At 72.6% G+C, this 15,097-nt stretch carries 15 protein-coding genes; 9 read left to right on the top strand and 6 right to left on the bottom strand.

Annotated features, from left to right (window positions below):
* Positions 1-212: 212 nt before the first annotated feature.
* From ACGFZW_RS27070 to ACGFZW_RS27055, 4 genes are all read left to right on the top strand, one after another.
* Positions 213-740 carry an ATP-binding protein gene (locus tag ACGFZW_RS27070; protein WP_393895824.1) on the top strand — a complete coding sequence of 176 codons (528 nt, stop codon included), beginning with the start codon at positions 213-215 and terminating at the stop codon, positions 738-740.
* Positions 741-1,180: 440 nt separating this feature from the next.
* A complete protein-coding gene (locus tag ACGFZW_RS27065) occupies positions 1,181-1,633 on the top strand; it encodes a hypothetical protein (protein WP_393895823.1) in 453 nt (150 codons plus the stop codon).
* A 56-nt stretch (positions 1,634-1,689) separates the two neighbouring features.
* Positions 1,690-2,463 carry a DsbA family protein gene (locus ACGFZW_RS27060; protein WP_393895822.1) on the top strand — a complete coding sequence of 258 codons (774 nt, stop codon included), beginning with the start codon at positions 1,690-1,692 and terminating at the stop codon, positions 2,461-2,463.
* On the top strand, positions 2,460-3,290 hold the full coding sequence (locus ACGFZW_RS27055) for a cytochrome c biogenesis CcdA family protein (protein WP_393895821.1): 831 nt from the start codon (positions 2,460-2,462) through the stop codon (positions 3,288-3,290). The genes ACGFZW_RS27060 and ACGFZW_RS27055 overlap by 4 nt, the downstream gene beginning before the upstream one ends.
* Before the next feature lie 85 nt (positions 3,291-3,375).
* On the opposite strand, the gene dgt is transcribed toward ACGFZW_RS27055, so the two are convergent.
* From dgt to ACGFZW_RS27035, 4 genes are all read right to left on the bottom strand, one after another.
* Complete coding sequence (dgt, locus tag ACGFZW_RS27050; RefSeq protein WP_393895820.1) at positions 3,376-4,701, bottom strand: dGTP triphosphohydrolase; 1,326 nt, start codon at positions 4,699-4,701, stop codon at positions 3,376-3,378.
* Positions 4,702-4,791: 90 nt separating this feature from the next.
* Positions 4,792-5,151 (bottom strand): hypothetical protein, encoded by a 360-nt coding sequence (locus ACGFZW_RS27045; RefSeq protein ID WP_393895819.1) that lies wholly within the window; start codon positions 5,149-5,151, stop codon positions 4,792-4,794.
* 260 nt (positions 5,152-5,411) lie between these two features.
* Entirely contained in the window at positions 5,412-6,242 is an 831-nt protein-coding gene (gene nadE / locus ACGFZW_RS27040) for an ammonia-dependent NAD(+) synthetase (protein ID WP_393895818.1), read from the bottom strand.
* A 43-nt stretch (positions 6,243-6,285) separates the two neighbouring features.
* Complete coding sequence (locus ACGFZW_RS27035) at positions 6,286-6,840, bottom strand: GH25 family lysozyme (protein WP_393895817.1); 555 nt, start codon at positions 6,838-6,840, stop codon at positions 6,286-6,288.
* Positions 6,841-7,165: 325 nt separating this feature from the next.
* Here ACGFZW_RS27035 and ACGFZW_RS27030 point away from each other — a divergent pair, with 325 nt between their 5' ends.
* The 5 genes from ACGFZW_RS27030 (at position 7,166) to ACGFZW_RS27010 (ending at position 11,872) form a co-directional block, all read left to right on the top strand.
* On the top strand, positions 7,166-7,951 hold the full coding sequence (locus ACGFZW_RS27030; protein ID WP_393895816.1) for a response regulator transcription factor: 786 nt from the start codon (positions 7,166-7,168) through the stop codon (positions 7,949-7,951).
* A 1-nt stretch (position 7,952) separates the two neighbouring features.
* Positions 7,953-9,431, top strand: a complete 1,479-nt coding sequence (locus ACGFZW_RS27025) for an ATP-binding protein (protein ID WP_393895815.1) — start codon at positions 7,953-7,955, stop codon at positions 9,429-9,431.
* A gap of 334 nt (positions 9,432-9,765) precedes the next feature.
* Positions 9,766-10,371 carry a phosphatase PAP2 family protein gene (locus ACGFZW_RS27020; protein ID WP_393895814.1) on the top strand — a complete coding sequence of 202 codons (606 nt, stop codon included), beginning with the start codon at positions 9,766-9,768 and terminating at the stop codon, positions 10,369-10,371.
* 77 nt (positions 10,372-10,448) lie between these two features.
* Positions 10,449-11,315: a phosphatase PAP2 family protein gene (locus tag ACGFZW_RS27015; protein WP_393895813.1), complete on the top strand. Its 867-nt coding sequence runs from the start codon at positions 10,449-10,451 to the stop codon at positions 11,313-11,315.
* Between the two features lie 113 nt (positions 11,316-11,428).
* Positions 11,429-11,872 carry a hypothetical protein gene (locus ACGFZW_RS27010; RefSeq protein ID WP_393895812.1) on the top strand — a complete coding sequence of 148 codons (444 nt, stop codon included), beginning with the start codon at positions 11,429-11,431 and terminating at the stop codon, positions 11,870-11,872.
* A 37-nt stretch (positions 11,873-11,909) separates the two neighbouring features.
* On the opposite strand, the gene ACGFZW_RS27005 is transcribed toward ACGFZW_RS27010, so the two are convergent.
* Complete coding sequence (locus ACGFZW_RS27005; protein ID WP_393895811.1) at positions 11,910-13,292, bottom strand: L-serine ammonia-lyase; 1,383 nt, start codon at positions 13,290-13,292, stop codon at positions 11,910-11,912.
* A 497-nt stretch (positions 13,293-13,789) separates the two neighbouring features.
* Positions 13,790-15,049, bottom strand: a complete 1,260-nt coding sequence (glyA, locus tag ACGFZW_RS27000; RefSeq protein ID WP_393895810.1) for a serine hydroxymethyltransferase — start codon at positions 15,047-15,049, stop codon at positions 13,790-13,792.
* Positions 15,050-15,097: the final 48 nt, after the last annotated feature.

The raw sequence follows: 15,097 nt of genomic DNA, 5'->3' as shown, positions 1-15,097 counted from the left end.
CACGGACAATTTCTTCCCGCCCCGTGAGCACCCTCGTGGGCACCCCGAGTGATCATTCGCGCGCGAGAGGTCACCGCAGGTCAGCCGGGCTGTGACGATGCCTGGTCTGCCGTTGGCATATGTCCCGCCAAGGGGGCGGAGCCGGAGATTCCGGGCAACGGATTCCGTCGGTTCCGCCCCCGGTGCGGTCGCGCAACAGCCATGATGGGGGCATGGCGGGCCTCGAAGGAATGGAGCAGCCGCGGCCGCGGAGCGGCACGGCCGCCGCATGCTGGGAACTCCCCGGTGCGGGTGCGGAGATGGCGTCCGCACCCGGCGGCCCGGTGTCGGTGGCACTCGATCTGGTCGGCGATCCGACAGTCGACGAGGTCAGACTGCCCTCCCGCCCCGAATCCGCCGGTACCGCCCGCCGGTTGACCGCCTCCGTGCTGCTGAGGCAGTGGGCGCTCTCGCCCCAGCTCACCGAGCATGCCGTGCTGCTGGTCTCGGAGCTGGTGGGCAACGCCGTGCGACACACCGGCGCCCGCACCTTCGGGCTGCGCATGCTGCGCCGCCGTGGCTGGATCCGCATCGAGGTGCGCGACCCCTCGCGTGGTCTGCCGTGTCTGATGCCCGTTCAGGAGATGGACACCAGCGGCCGCGGTCTCTTCCTCGTCGACAAGCTCTCCGACCGCTGGGGCGTGGATCTGCTGCCGCGCGGCAAGACGACGTGGTTCGAGATGCGGGTGACCGACCGCTGAGGCGAGCGCCCGCGGCGTAGCCCGGCGGGCCGCCTGTCGCCGGAGGGGGACCGGGGCCTCCCGCGGGGTGCGCGGACGAGGCCCCGGTCGGCCGATACCCGGCGGGCGGAAGGGGTGTGCCCGTGGGATCGGGAACGTCCCGGATCTCCGGGGGGCGTCGTGCTCGATCATGGCAGGCCGGAAGCCGAGCCACCAAAGCGGCATTGGTGTACACAGCTGCATAAAACGTACAGAAAACTGGTCGATCGTAGGTGAGCTGTGCCACCGACCTCCATCTCTGTGACTCCGTCTGCGATTTCGCCCGTGGTTCGTGAGCGATGGTGCGGGCGGGGGAGGTGCGCGCGCTGATGGTGAAGGCGCGGCCGGTCGGCCCCCGGCGTCCCGGACACGGTCCGTAGGATGGGACGTTCACGCTCGCGCAAGGCACCTGAGGAGGGGACATGCGGCATGTGCGCCGGTCGGCCACGATGACCCTGCTGCTGCTCCTCGCGGTCACCTTCGGGCCCCTGCTCTGCCGGATCGGCGGTGACCAGGCGTGGCTCGCCGGCCGCGCCGCGACGGCCGCCGCGGTGGGTAGTGCTGCCCCCACGGCTGAGACCCAACGACCGGCGACCGCAGGGGACGTCAGCGCGAGCCCGCGCGGCGGGTCGCCCCGGGGCGCTCCCATCGCGGTGGCCGACACCGCGAAGAAGTGCTCGGGCCGGCACGCACCCGCACCCGACGAGTCCGTCCCGCTGCCCGCCCCGCACCGCGGCGAACCGCTCGCGCCCACGACCGCGGGCCCTGCGCCGCTCGCCGCCGACGCGCCCGCGCAGTACGCCCTCGCCCGGCCCCCGACCGACGGGGCGCCCACCGCCGATCCTCTCGCGCTCCAGCCCGTCCTGCGGATATAGGCCGCTGCCCCGACGCACCGGCCCGTATGTCCACTCCGCACGACTGGAGCTTTCGCATGCCCACATCCGCTTCCCCCACCCGCAAACTGGCCGCCCTCGGCGCGGTGATCGCCCTCGTCGTGGCGGTCGTCGCCCTCGGCATCGCCGTCGGCAAGGCCGTCGAGGGCAGCCGTGACACCGGCGGCACCGGCGAGCCGCAGGCCGCCTCCACCGCCGCCGAGGTGGACGGAGCCCAGCAGAAGATGTTCGACGACCTCGCCGCACGGACCAGCCGGCGTGAGGACGGCGACCCGCTCGCCCTCGGTACGAAGGACGCTCCGGTGGTCCTCGTCGAATACGCCGACTACCAGTGCTCGTTCTGCGGGCGCTTCACCCGCGAGACCCAGCCCGCACTCGTCGAGAAGTACGTCGACGCCGGCACCCTGCGCATCGAGTTCCGCAACTTCCCGCTCTACGGCGCGGACTCCGAGCGGGCGGCCCGCGCCTCCTGGGCCGCCGGGCAGCAGGGCAGGTTCTGGCAGATGCACGACGAGCTGTACGCCGAGACCCGCAAGGGCGACGCGCTCGCCGAGGACAAGCTCGTCGACCTCGCTCGCGCCGGCGGGGTGCGGGACATCGAGAAGTTCCGTACCGACATGCGCAGCCCGGCCGCCGAACGCGCCCTGAAGAAGGACCAGGAGGAGGGCTACCAGCTGGGCGTCCAGTCCACGCCCTCGTTCCTCGTCAACGGCCGGCCGGTCGCGGGGGCCCAGCCCACCGAGGTCTTCGCGCAGGCCGTCCGGGACGCCGCGGCGACCGCGAAGAAGCGGTCCGAGGGGGGCGCGAAGTGACCGACATCGGCTTTCTCGCCGCCTTCCTGGGCGGTGCGCTCGCGCTGCTCAGCCCGTGCAGCGCGCTGCTGTTGCCCGCGTTCTTCGCGTATTCCCTCGCGCACCCCGGCAGGCTGCTGGCCCGCACCGGCGTGTTCTACCTGGGGCTCGCCACGACCCTGGTGCCGCTGGGGGCGGCCAGCACCGCAGCCGGCCGGCTGCTCAACGGCCACCGAGGTCTGCTGATCGCCGTCGGCGGCTGCCTGGTCATCGCGCTGGGCCTCGCGCAGATACTCGGACTGGGCTTCGCCTCGAAGCGTGCCCAGGCCGCCGCCGCGAAGATCACCCCCCGATCGGCCGTCTCCACCTTTCTCCTCGGCTGCGTCTACGGCCTGGCGGGCTTCTGCGCCGGCCCGATCCTGGGCGCGGTGTTGACGGTGACGGCGGTCAGCGGCTCGCCCCTGTACGGCGCGTCGATGCTCGCCGTGTACGCGCTCGGCATGGCCCTGCCCCTGTTCCTGCTCGCGCTGCTGTGGGACCGCTTCGACCTCGGGAGCCGCGGCTGGCTGCGCGGCCGCGCCCTCACCCTCGGAAAGCTGCGGCTGCACACCACGTCCGTGCTCTCCGGCCTCTTCTTCATCGGGGTCGGCGTGCTGTTCCTGCTCTTCAACGGGACCGGCGCGCTGCCGGGAATCCTGGACGCGGACGCCGAGTTCCGTGTCGAGGAGTGGGTGGCCGGGGTCGGGAACGGCGTGCCGGACTTCGTGCTGGTCGCGGTCGTCGCGCTGGTCGTGGCCGGGGTGCTGGGGCGTATCGCGCTGCGGCCGGCGAAGAAGCCGCAGGACTGAGCAGGGGCCCCACGGGCCGTCCCGTGGGGCCCCTGCCGGGGCCGGCCCGGCGTCCCGCGCCGCGCGGGCTGCCGGCGCTACGTGCCTACAGCCATACGTTGTCGTTGACTGAGCCCAGCCCCGTGCCGGACAGCCGGCGGTGCAGCGCCAGCGCCTGGTCCTCGGTGAGCGAGGCGACATGGTCCGCGGCCGCCCGCAGCCGGTCGCCGTGCAGGGCCAGTTCCTCGGTGCGGTCCGGAGGCAGCAGCTCGGGAGCGTCGTAGCTCCAGCGCAGCAGCTCGCTCACCACCCGGCGCTTGCCGTGCTGCTGGGTGGCGAGCGCGGGGCGGTCGATGACGTAGCACCACACCAGTTCCTTGAGCAGGTCGCAGGCGGCCCGCCGCTCCGCCGGGATCACCAGCCGCGCGCCGTACCGGATCGCGGCCTTGCCGCTCACCTCCAGCTCGACCTGCCGGGTGAAGTACGAGATCAGATCGGCGGTGCGGCGGTTGACCGCGACCGCGTCCTCGTGGCTGCCGGTGTACGGCGCGTGCACCGCGAGGCGTTTGCCGATGTCCGACATCAGCAGCATCGCCGCGTCCCGGTCGAAGGGCGCCCCGGCCCGCTTCCGCTTGGCCTGCACATAGTCCAGGAAGCGGCGGATCTCCCGCTCGGTGTCGCCGCCCGCGGCGCCGTCCGGCGGGAACAGCGCGGCCAGGGGGATCAGGCCCGTGCGGTAGAAGTCCTCGACGTCGTGGCAGGCGTAGGTGACGTCGTCCGCCCAGTCCATGACCTGTTCCTCGACCGGTACGGCGGTGTCGGTGCGGTCGCCGCGCACCCAGGCGAACGCCTCCCGGTCGGCGACGTACACCCCCCACTTCACATGCCGCGCCGGATCCTGGTCGGCGGGTGCCCGCTCCCACGGGTACTTCGTGGAGGCGTCAAGGCAGGCACGGGTGAGGTGGAGCCCGCGGTGTCCGGGGTATTTGTGGGCGGCGAGGAAGGTCAGCACCCGCAGGGTCTGCGCATTGCCCTCGAAGCTGTCCAGCACGCCGGTGGCGCAGTGCAGCTCGTCCATCGTGGCGCGCAGGGCCATCTCGCCCGCGTGCCCGAAGGGCGGATGGCCGATGTCGTGGGCCATGCAGGCCGCCTCGACCAGGGCGGGGTTGGGGCCGCCGTACTTGCGCTCGAGCCGCTCCGCCATCCGGCGCCCGAGCTGGGCCACCTTCATGGAGTGCGTCAGGCGTGTGTGGTACGCGCCCAGCTCTGCGCTCGCCACCACCTGGCTCTTGCCGGCCAGCGCCCGCCACTGGGTGGAGTACAGGATCCGGTCGACGTCGTGCGCGAAACCGGACCGCTGCCCGTCGTCGGGCACCCGGCGCCGCAGGGAGTGCTGCTCTAGATCCTCGTCGCTGTATGTGGCAGGTCGCATGCGCGGATGTTACGTCCTGCCGGGGTGCCGGCGGAGTGCGGAGGCGAAGGTCTCCCGGGATGCGGACACACCGCCGCCCGGGTGCCCGCGCTACGCGCTCAGCCGTCGGCGACGGTGGGACAGCTGATGCTGGCGGGGTCTGGCGTGCGGGTGGGGATGGTGGGCGTCGGCCCGGCGGCGGCGGTCGTTGCAGAGCAGGCACTTGCCGTACTCCGGCGGCAGCGGGTCCTCCGGGTCGCCGTGCAGGGGGTCGACGGCGCCGTGCGGATGCAGGGCGCAGCCGGTCGGCCCGATCTCGGCGCCCAGTGAGCCGGCCGCGGCCAGCGCCTGCCGGAGCACGTCGACGAGCTGGTCGGCGTCGTGCGGGGTCGGTGCGGCCTGGAGGGCCGAGGCGATGTCGGCGGCGGTGGTCAGCGCGGTCCGGAGTTCGCGTAGCGGTGCGTCACCCATGCCTCGGAGCGTAGGCGGCCCCACTGACAGTTGATCTTCCGATCGCATTTCGCGGCTTCCCATGGCCGCATGCATGCCCGCTCCCGCCGGCCTTTTAGCACCGGGACGGTGACCGGCCCCTGGCCGGCGGATGACCGATTCGTGAGCGAACGTGGGAAACGGCCCGCCCCCGGGACGGTGCGCTCGCACCGTGCCGGGGGCGGGATCGGTCGTACGCCGCGACCGTCGTCAGCGGGACCGGCCGTACGGCGGGATCGGGCTCAGGGCGCGACGGGCAGCTCGCGCTTGTGGCTGGTGATGCGGTAGCGGCGGACGATCGTCGCGAAGACCTCGTCGCTGACGGACTTGCCCTCCAGGAAGTCATCGATCTGCTCGTAGGTCACGCCGAGCGCGTCCTCGTCGGGCTTGCCCGGGTCGAGGGTCTCCAGGTCGGCCGTCGGCACCTTCGAGACCAGCTCGTCGGGGGCGCCGAGCGCCGCCGCCACGGCACGCACCCGGCGCTTGGTCAGACCCGTGAGCGGCACGACGTCGGCGGCGCCGTCGCCGAACTTGGTGAAGAACCCGGAGACGGCCTCGGCCGCGTGGTCGGTGCCCACGACCAGGCCCTCATGGGCCCCCGCCACCGCGTACTGCGCGATCATGCGCTGGCGGGCCTTGATGTTGCCCTGCACGAAGTCCTGGTGACCGGCGTCGCGGAAGATCACATCGCCCTTCACCACCGCGTCCAGCGCCGCGTCGCTCGCCGGGGCGATGTCGACGGTCAGCTCCCGGTCGGCCCGGATGAAATCCAGCGCCCGCTGCGCGTCCTCCTCGTCCGCCTGGGTGCCGTAGGGCAGCCGCATCGCGAAGAACGTCGCGTCGTGGCCGGCGGCACGGGCGCGCTCCACGGCGAGCTGGCAGAGCCGGCCGGTCGTCGTGGAGTCGACGCCGCCGCTGATCCCGAGGACCAGCGCGCGCAGGCCCGTGGACGTCAGCTGCTCGGTGAGGAAGGCCACCCGGCGCTCGATCTCCCGCTCGGCGTCGAAGGACGCACTCACCTGGAGATCCCGGGCGATCTCCTGCTGCAGGGCCTTGGACGCCGGGTCGGTCACAGCTGCTCCTCTTGTTACGTCTGTCCGCTTGCTGGTGGAAATCCTATGACGGGTGCGCCCACTTCTTGAGAGCGGCCTTGCTGGAGAAGTCCGCGACGTCCTTGTCCAGCGGCCGGTCGGTGTACTGGTGGATGCGCCACTTCGCCTTGATGCGCGGGTGCCCGGCCGAGACGTAGTCGGCGATCCACAGGCCGTCGGCCGCGTAGGACGTCGTGTCGTGGTTGAGCCAGAAGTCTCTGTTGCAGTAGAGCATCACGCGGTGGGTGGGCCGCAGCTTCTTGACCTCAAGGAGGAACTGGTCCTTCTGCGCATTGCTGGCGTAGGTCCCCTCGCCGGTGCGCTCCCAGTCGGCGGCGAGGATGTCGCCCTGGACGGATGCGCACTTCTCGACGAAGTACTTCGCCTGCGCCGCGATGTTCCCCGGCCACAGGAAGTGGTAGAAGCCGACCACACAGCCCGCCTTGCGGGCCTTGGCCGCCTGCGCGGACTGGTGCGGGTTGATGTAGGAGCGGCCCTCGGTCGCCTTGACGATCACGAAGTCCAACCCCTCGGCCGAGTACGAGGCGTTGTACGAGCTGACATCGACACCATGCAGCATGAGCGGCCTCCTGCCGATCGGACCTGCGATTTCGAAGCGTCATCTGCGTTCCAGCAGTTCAGCATGTTCACGACCTGGGACGCCAGATCGCCGCCGTGAAGTTCCTTTTCTCGCGGGTGAGTTGGTGAGGGGAGGGGCTGCTGATGCGGGGATCGACCGGTGGGGCCGAAGAAGCGGGGGAGCGCCCCGGGGGCTCTCGTCGTGCGCCTTCGCGGTCCCGGCAGGCCACGGGCCTTCGCGGTGCCGCCGGGTGGGCCCGGCCCCGGCGGCCCTGGCCGGACCGGCCGCTCCCGCCGCCCCGCCGGGGCCTTGGCAGACTTGCCCGGTGACCTACGCCGTACTGCTCGCCGAGGACGACCGTCCCATCCGCACCGCCCTGGAGCGCGCCCTGATCCTCGAGGGATACCAGGTCACCGCGGTCGCCGATGGATTGCGGGCGCTGGACGCCGTGCACCGCGAGCGGCCGGACGTGATCCTCCTCGACGTGATGATGCCGGGCCTCGACGGACTCCAGGTGTGCCGGACGCTGCGGGCCGAACAGGACCGCACCCCGATCCTCATGCTCACCGCCAGGGTCGGGACGGCGGACCGCATCGCCGGGCTGGACGCGGGCGCGGACGACTACGTCGTCAAACCCTTCGAGGTGGAGGAGGTCTTCGCCCGGCTGCGGGCGCTGCTCCGGCGGACGGCACCCGCGGACGGCGACCGCGGCGAGCACGGTGAGGCCGACCGGGGAGCCGGCCACGGTGAGCACGACCGGGAAGCCGGGCAGGAGGACCGGACGGGAACGGGCTCGCGCGGCGGCGCCGACGGCGTCGTCGAGGTCGCCGATCTGCGGATCGACGGCCCCTCCCGCCGTGCCTGGCGCGGGCAGCGCGAGCTGGAGCTGACCCGTACCGAGTTCGAGCTGCTGGAGCTGCTGGCGCGGAACGCAGGGGTCGTGCTGGACCACTCGACGATCTACGACCGGATCTGGGGTTACGACTTCGGGCCCGGCTCGAAGAACCTCGCGGTGTACGTGGGCTATCTGCGGCGCAAGGTCGACGTGCCGGGCAGCCGGCCGCTGATCCACACGGTGCGCGGCGTCGGCTATGTGCTGCGGGAGGACTGAGATGGCCGCACGCGAGGGCCGTGGCAGTGACCGGGACAGCGGCAGCCCGCGCGGCCGCGGGGTGGGTGCCTGGCTGCGGACCCGCAAGCCGGCAAGTCTGCGCACCGCCTTCGCGGTGACCTTCGCGGCCGGGGCCGCTGCGGTGACCGCCCTGGTCGGGTTCCTCAGCTACGACGCGGCGGCCCGGCTGGTCCGGGTGGACGAGAAGTCGGTCTTCTCCGAGGTGGTCGGGGACCTGCGGAGCCAGGTACAGGAGCGGTCGTTCCGGCCCGGGGACTACGCGGCCGCGGGCCCCGGCCGCGCCGGCCCGCGTGACGACCTCACCCGCCCCACCCGCACCGATGTGCAGGTGCTGGGGGCCGGCGGGCGGATCGTGGACCCAGGGAGCCCCGCTCTGCCGGTCGGCATCCGGGAGCGCCGGGTCGCGGCGGCCGCGCAGCCGGGCCGCCACACGCAGCGGGAGGCGGACATCGGCGACGAGGAGTACCACGTCGCGACGGTCGCGCTCGGTGACGGCCGCGGGGCGGTGCAGGTGGCCCGGAAATTCAGCGGGACCGAGGATCTGCTCTCCGCGCTCCAGCGGCGCACCGCACTGCTGGCCGCGGCGGTCCTGGTGGTGGCAGGGGCCGCCGGGTGGTGGCTGGCGCGCCGGATCACCGGTCGGCTCGTCCGGCTCACCGCGGTCGCGGAGAGCGTGGCCGAGCACGGCCGGCTCGACGTCCCGGTGCCGGTCGCCGGCCGGGGCGAGGTCGCGAGGCTCGGGCGGGCCTTCGACGACATGCTCGGGCGGCTGGCCGCGGCCGTCCAGGACCAGCAGCGGCTCGTCCAGGACGCGGGCCACGAGCTGCGCACGCCGCTGACCTCGCTGCGCACGAACATCTCACTGCTGAAGCGGTTCGAGGAGCTGCCGCCGCGGGCCCGTGCGGAACTGCTCACCGACCTGGCCGGCGAGGCGCGCGAACTGACCGATCTGGTCAATGAGTTGGTGGACCTGGCCGCCGGGCAGCGGGGTGACGACCCGCTGGCCGAGGTGAGCCTGGCCGACGTCGCGGAGAAGGGGGCCGCCTCGGCCCGCCGCCGCACCGGCCGTGAGATCACCGTGCGGAGCACGCGGCCCGCGGCGGTCGAGGGCCGTCCCGTGGCGCTGCACCGCGCGCTCACCAACCTGCTGGAGAACGCCGCCAAGTTCGATCCGGGCGGCACGCAACCGATCGAGGTCGTCGTCACCGGCGCCCGCGTCGAGGTCCTCGACCGCGGGCCAGGCATCGCCGACTCCGACCGCACCCGGGTCTTCGACCGGTTCTACCGGGCCCCGGCCGCCCGCGGGCTGCCCGGCTCCGGCCTCGGCCTCGCCATCGTCCGCGAGATCGCCACCGCGCACGGCGGCCACGCCTTCGCCGGCCACCGGCCGGGCGGCGGTGCCGTCCTGGGCTTCACGATCGGTACGGGTGCGGGCCACGGGTCCCAGCGGGCCCACTGAGGACCGTGGTGTGGACCGCCCCGGGCCTTCCTCGAGTGCCGCAACCGCCGTCAGGCCGGCGGAGTCCCGTATCGGCGAGCAGGCGTACCCAAGTCCGCCGCGGGCTCAGGCGCTCCGTTGCCGCCCACGGCGCGGCGAGCGCGTCGGCCGCCGGCTCCCGCGGGGCGCGGCTGCACGGGTGGTCCGTCCGACATCAAACGGATCATCACCTTTCTGCCGTCCACCGTCAGGTAGACCGTATATGTGACCGGAAAGGGGCCGTCGGCCGCACGGACAGCCGAGGGCCCGGCCCACCGCCGGGCCTCGCATCGCGCCACCCGCCAAGGAGAAGCCCGTGAGCAACCTCGCCCTCGGCGGAGCCTCGATCGACGGCGGCCTCTACACCTGGGTCACCGATCTCGCGCAGCGCGCCCCGCACGCCGTCAACGTCCTCGTCTCGTACGGGACGGACCACGGCCTGTTCCTCTTCGCGATCCTGATGCTGATCTGCTGGTGGCGGGCCCGCAGCGGTACCGCCGCCGAGATGGCGCGGGCGCTGGTCGGCCCCCTGGTGGTGACCGTGGCCTACCTCGCCAACGACACGGTCAAGTCCCTCTTCGACGAGGCGCGGCCCTGCCGGACGCTGCACACGGTCACCGTCGCGCTGTGTCCTGGCGTGACCGACTGGTCGTTCCCCAGCAACCACGCGGCCATCGCCGCGGCAGCCGCGGTCGCCCTGATCGGGTGTGCGCCCCGGCTCGGGCGGATCGCCGTCCCGGCCACGCTGTTGATGGCGTTCTCGCGTATCTGGGTAGGAGCCCACTACCCGCACGATGTCCTCGCCGGCCTGGCCATCGGTGTGGTCGTCGCCCGGCCGCTCATGCCGCTCGCCCGGCACGCGACGCCCGCCGTCGCCCGTCTCCGCACCACCAGGCTGCGCCCCCTGGTGGCTGCCCGGTGACGCCGTCCGCGCCGAGACCCGGACCGGAACCGGAGCAGGGGGCCGGACGGAAGCGGGGAACGGAACGGACCGAGGACATGAGGCCGCAGAGGGGACCGGCACCCGGGAAGGACCCCGAGTCGGAGAAGGCACCGGAGGACGCCGTGCAGAGAACGCCGAAGGGCACCCGCCCCGCGCAGGAGACCACGCACCATCCCTTCCATCTCGCCTTCCCCCGCCACCTCCCGCAGCACCCCCCGATCCATCTCCCGCACCGCCCCCCGGACGCCCGCAGGCCCGGTCCGCTCCTGGCGCTCGCGGCGGTGTGCGCGGTCCTCTTCGCCGCCCTTGCCATCGTCGTGACCGTGGGCGACGGCTCCCCGCTCGCTTCCGAACAGGCGGCCCACGACTGGTCGACGGCGCACAACGGGGAGCCGGTGCGGTCCCTCGCCCGTGTGCTCACCACGACCGGCAGCGGCCCCGTCCTCTACCTGCTCGCGGTGGTGGCCGGTCTGCTGGCCGGCCGGGGCGCGCTCGGCCGGCTCCGTACGGTGGCCTGCGCCGTCGTCGTCCTCGCGGTGGCGCAGGCGGTCCGCTACGGCCTGATGGAACTGCTCGCGCGCCCGCGGCCACCGTCCGACGAATGGGTCGGACACGCCCCCGACTACGCCTTCCCCTCCGGCCACGCCACCAACGCCGCGCTGGTGGCCGGCCTCCTGGCCTGGGGCGTACTGCACCGTGCCCGCCCCGGCGTGGCACGCACATGGTGCACGGTGCTGGTGCTGTGGGCGATCGGCGTCGGCGCCACCCGGGTCTACCTGGGCGTCCACTGGCCGGCGGATGTCCTCGGCGGCTGGCTCCTGGCAGCCGTCTTCCTGTCGTTGGCGCTGATCGCTGAGCCCTTCGCCTTCCGCCACCCGGGCCCGCCCCCACCACCCGCACCTCCGGCCACGCCACTCGGCTGACGGCACGTCCGCCGTGGCACGCCGCCGGCCGCAGTCCATGAATCGGTGACGATCGGTCCACGACTTGACCAAGGCGGCATGGACCCCTCCCGTGCCGAGCAGCACTCACGTGGGTGAGGGGGGAGGCCGCCGCGGGCCCGCGGTCCGCGGAGGCGATCCGTCCCCGCACACACCTGTACGGCGACACCACCGCAGGCAGCGCCACCAAGGGGGACGGCACGATGGAACAGCCCAACGGCCCGACGGACCCACCGATAGCGCATCCGGCACCCCTGCCGGTGAACCCTCCAGCGCACCCCTCACGCCACGGGCCGCCGCAGGGCCGTTGCGCGGCCGCCGCGGCCAAGGATCCGACGCCGTGCGAAGGACCGCACGACGCCGCGACCCTCATCGAGCGTCACGGCGGGGAAGTGGCCGGCTGCGTCCACCACTGTGCGCGCCTGCTCGCCGGCCTCGAAGGCGCCCGCGTCCACCCCTTCGTCCCGGCCCACCATGCCCTGGAGATCTACTCCCGGGCCCGCGAACTCCCGCCGTTCGCCTGGGAGATCGGAAAATAGCCGACCCTCGGCGGCCCCTCACGACCGCCGGTGGCGTTCAGCACTCGATGATGTTGACCGCAAGCCCGCCGCGGGCGGTCTCCTTGTACTTGACGCTCATGTCGGCGCCGGTGTCCTTCATGGTCTTGATGACCTTGTCGAGGGACACGTGGTGGCGGCCGTCCCCGCGCAGCGCCATGCGCGCCGCGGTGATGGCCTTGACCGCCGCCATGCCGTTGCGCTCGATGCACGGAATCTGCACCAGGCCGCCGACGGGGTCGCAGGTCAGGCCGAGATTGTGCTCCATGCCGATCTCGGCGGCGTTCTCCACCTGCTCGGGGGAGCCGCCGAGCACCTCGGCGAGCCCGCCGGCGGCCATGGAGCAGGCGGAGCCGACCTCGCCCTGGCAGCCGACCTCGGCGCCGGAGATGGAGGCGTTCTCCTTGAAGAGCATGCCGATGGCGCCGGCGGCGAGGAGGAAGCGGACCACGCCCTCCTCGTCGGCGCCGGGGACGAAGTTGATGTAGTAGTGCAGGACGGCGGGGATGATGCCGGCCGCGCCGTTGGTGGGGGCGGTCACGACCCGGCCGCCGGCCGCGTTCTCCTCGTTGACCGACATCGCGTAGAGGGTGACCCACTCCATGGCGTGCGCGAGCGGATCGCCTTCGGAACGGAGCTGGCGCGCGGAGTTCGCGGCCCGGCGCCGCACCTTGAGGCCACCGGGCAGGATGCCCTCGCGGGACATGCCGCGGCTGACGCAGCCCTGCATCACGCCCCAGATCTCCAGCAGACCCTCGTTGATCTCTTCCTCGGTGCGCCAGGCCTTCTCGTTCTCCAGCATCAGGGCGGCGATGGAGAGGCCGGTGTCCTGGGCGAGCCGCATCAGCTCGTCGCCGGTGCGGAAGGGGTACTTCAGGACGGTGTCGTCGAGCTTGATCCGGTCCTCGCCGACGGCGTCCTCGTCGACGACGAAGCCGCCGCCGACCGAGTAGTAGGTCTTCTCCAGGAGCGGGGCGCCGGCCTGGTCGTAGGCGAAGAGCGTCATGCCGTTGGCGTGGTACGGCAGGGAGCGGCGGCGGTGCAGTATCAGCTCGGTCGACTCGTCGAAGTCGATCTCGTGGTCCGTCCCGATCTCGGCGCCGAGCAGCCGCAGCCGCTTGGTCGTGCGGATCCGCTCCACCTCGTCGTCCGCGCTCTCCACGTCGACGGAGCGGGGGGAGTGGCCCTCCAGGCCGAGGAGCACGGCCTTGGGCGTGCCGTGGCCGTGGCCGGTGGCGCCGAGCGAGCCGAACAGTTCGGCGCGTACCGAGGCCGTCTGCGCGAGGAGACCGTCCTTCTTGAGGCGACCGACGAACATCCGGGCGGCGCGCATGGGGCCCACGGTGTGGGAGCTGGAGGGGCCGATGCCGATGGAGAAGAGGTCGAAGACGGAGATGGCCACGGTGGCGGACTCCCTTGTCTGCTCGTGGTGGACGGTGGAGCAATGGGGCAGGAGGTACGTTTCTGCGCCGACTGTCGAGCGTAACGCGGACGCGCGGTCCTGCCGCCTGACGGAAAACGGCGGATGGCCGGCGCCCCGGGAAACAGCGGTTGTCGGCGCTCTGCGCGGGCCCGCGGCCCGCTGCGCTGTGCCTCGTCTCACAGATGACGGGTACCGGATTCGCGTCCGGCATCCGGTGAAGTGAATTTGTTCGGGGCGTGCCGGTCGGCGGGGCCGGAGCCGGCCCGACGGTTCCTTTGCGGAGGGCGGCTCCGGGACGCCGACCGGGCCGGTGATCCGCCCGCCCCGGCCCGCCGGTCTCCCGGCGGGCCGGGCCCGCGCTCGTTTCGCGCCCGACGGGCGCCGTGCACGGCATCGCGTCACGGCCGAGGTGCCGGCCGTGGGCCCGCGTCAGCCGACGCCGGACACTGTGGCGGCGACTGGCGCGGGCCGGGTCGTCACAGCGACTGGTAGAGCGGGTACTTGTCCGCGAGGGCCGTGACGCGGCTCTTGAGGGTCTCGGTGTCGTAGCTGGGCTTGAGGGCCTCGGCGATGATGTCGGCGACCTCGCGGAAGTCCTCGGCCTGGAAGCCGCGGGTGGCGAGCGCCGGGGTGCCGATCCGCAGGCCCGAGGTGACCATCGGGGGCCGCGGGTCGTTCGGGATGGCGTTGCGGTTGACGGTGATGCCGACCTCGTGGAGGCGGTCCTCGGCCTGCTGGCCGTCGAGGTCGCTGTTGCGCAGGTCGACCAGGACGAGGTGGACGTCGGTACCGCCGGACAGGACGGAGACGCCGACCTCGGTGACATCGGGCCGGGTGAGGCGCTCGGCCAGGATGCGGGCGCCGTCCAGGGTGCGCTGCTGGCGCTCCTTGAACTCCTCGGACGCCGCAACCTTGAAGGAGACCGCCTTGGCGGCGATGACGTGCTCCAGCGGGCCGCCCTGCTGACCGGGGAAGACCGCGGAGTTGATCTTCTTGGCGAGCTCCTGGGTGGACAGGATCACGCCGCCGCGCGGACCGCCGAGGGTCTTGTGCGTGGTGGTGGTGACGACGTGGGCGTGCGGCACCGGGCTCGGGTGCAGACCCGCGGCGACCAGGCCGGCGAAGTGCGCCATGTCGACCATGAGGTAGGCGCCGACCTCGTCGGCGATCCGGCGGAACTCGGCGAAGTCCAGCTGCCGCGGGTAGGCGGACCAGCCGGCGACGATCAGCTTGGGGCGGTGCTCCTTGGCGAGGCGCTCGACCTCTTCCATGTCGACGAGGTTGCTCTTCTCGTCGACGTGGTAGGGCACCACGTTGTAGAGCTTGCCGGAGAAGTTGATCTTCATGCCGTGGGTGAGGTGCCCGCCGTGGGCGAGGTTCAGACCCAGGATGGTGTCGCCCGGCTTGATCAGGGCGAACATGGCGGCGGCGTTGGCCTGCGCGCCGGAGTGCGGCTGGACGTTCGCGGCCTCGGCGCCGAAGAGGGCCTTGATCCGGTCGATGGCGATCTGCTCGACGACGTCGACGTGCTCGCAGCCGCCGTAGTAGCGACGCCCGGGGTAGCCCTCGGCGTACTTGTTGGTCAGGACCGAGCCCTGGGCCTCCATGACGGCGAGGGGAGCGAAGTTCTCCGACGCGATCATTTCGAGGGTGGACTGCTGGCGGTCGAGTTCGGCGTCGACGGCGGCGGCGACGTCGGGGTCGAGCTCATGGAGGGAGCTGTTGAGAAGCGACATGAGTCTTTCCTGGAGGGGTCAGGCGCGGTCGGGGTCCTCCCGGACGGA

This window comes from Streptomyces sp. NPDC048248, from assembly GCF_043201875.1.
Taxonomy (GTDB): Bacteria; Actinomycetota; Actinomycetes; order Streptomycetales; family Streptomycetaceae; genus Streptomyces.
The sequence above is the reverse complement of the archived record's forward strand: the minus strand, read 5'-3'. Positions and strand labels throughout refer to the sequence as shown.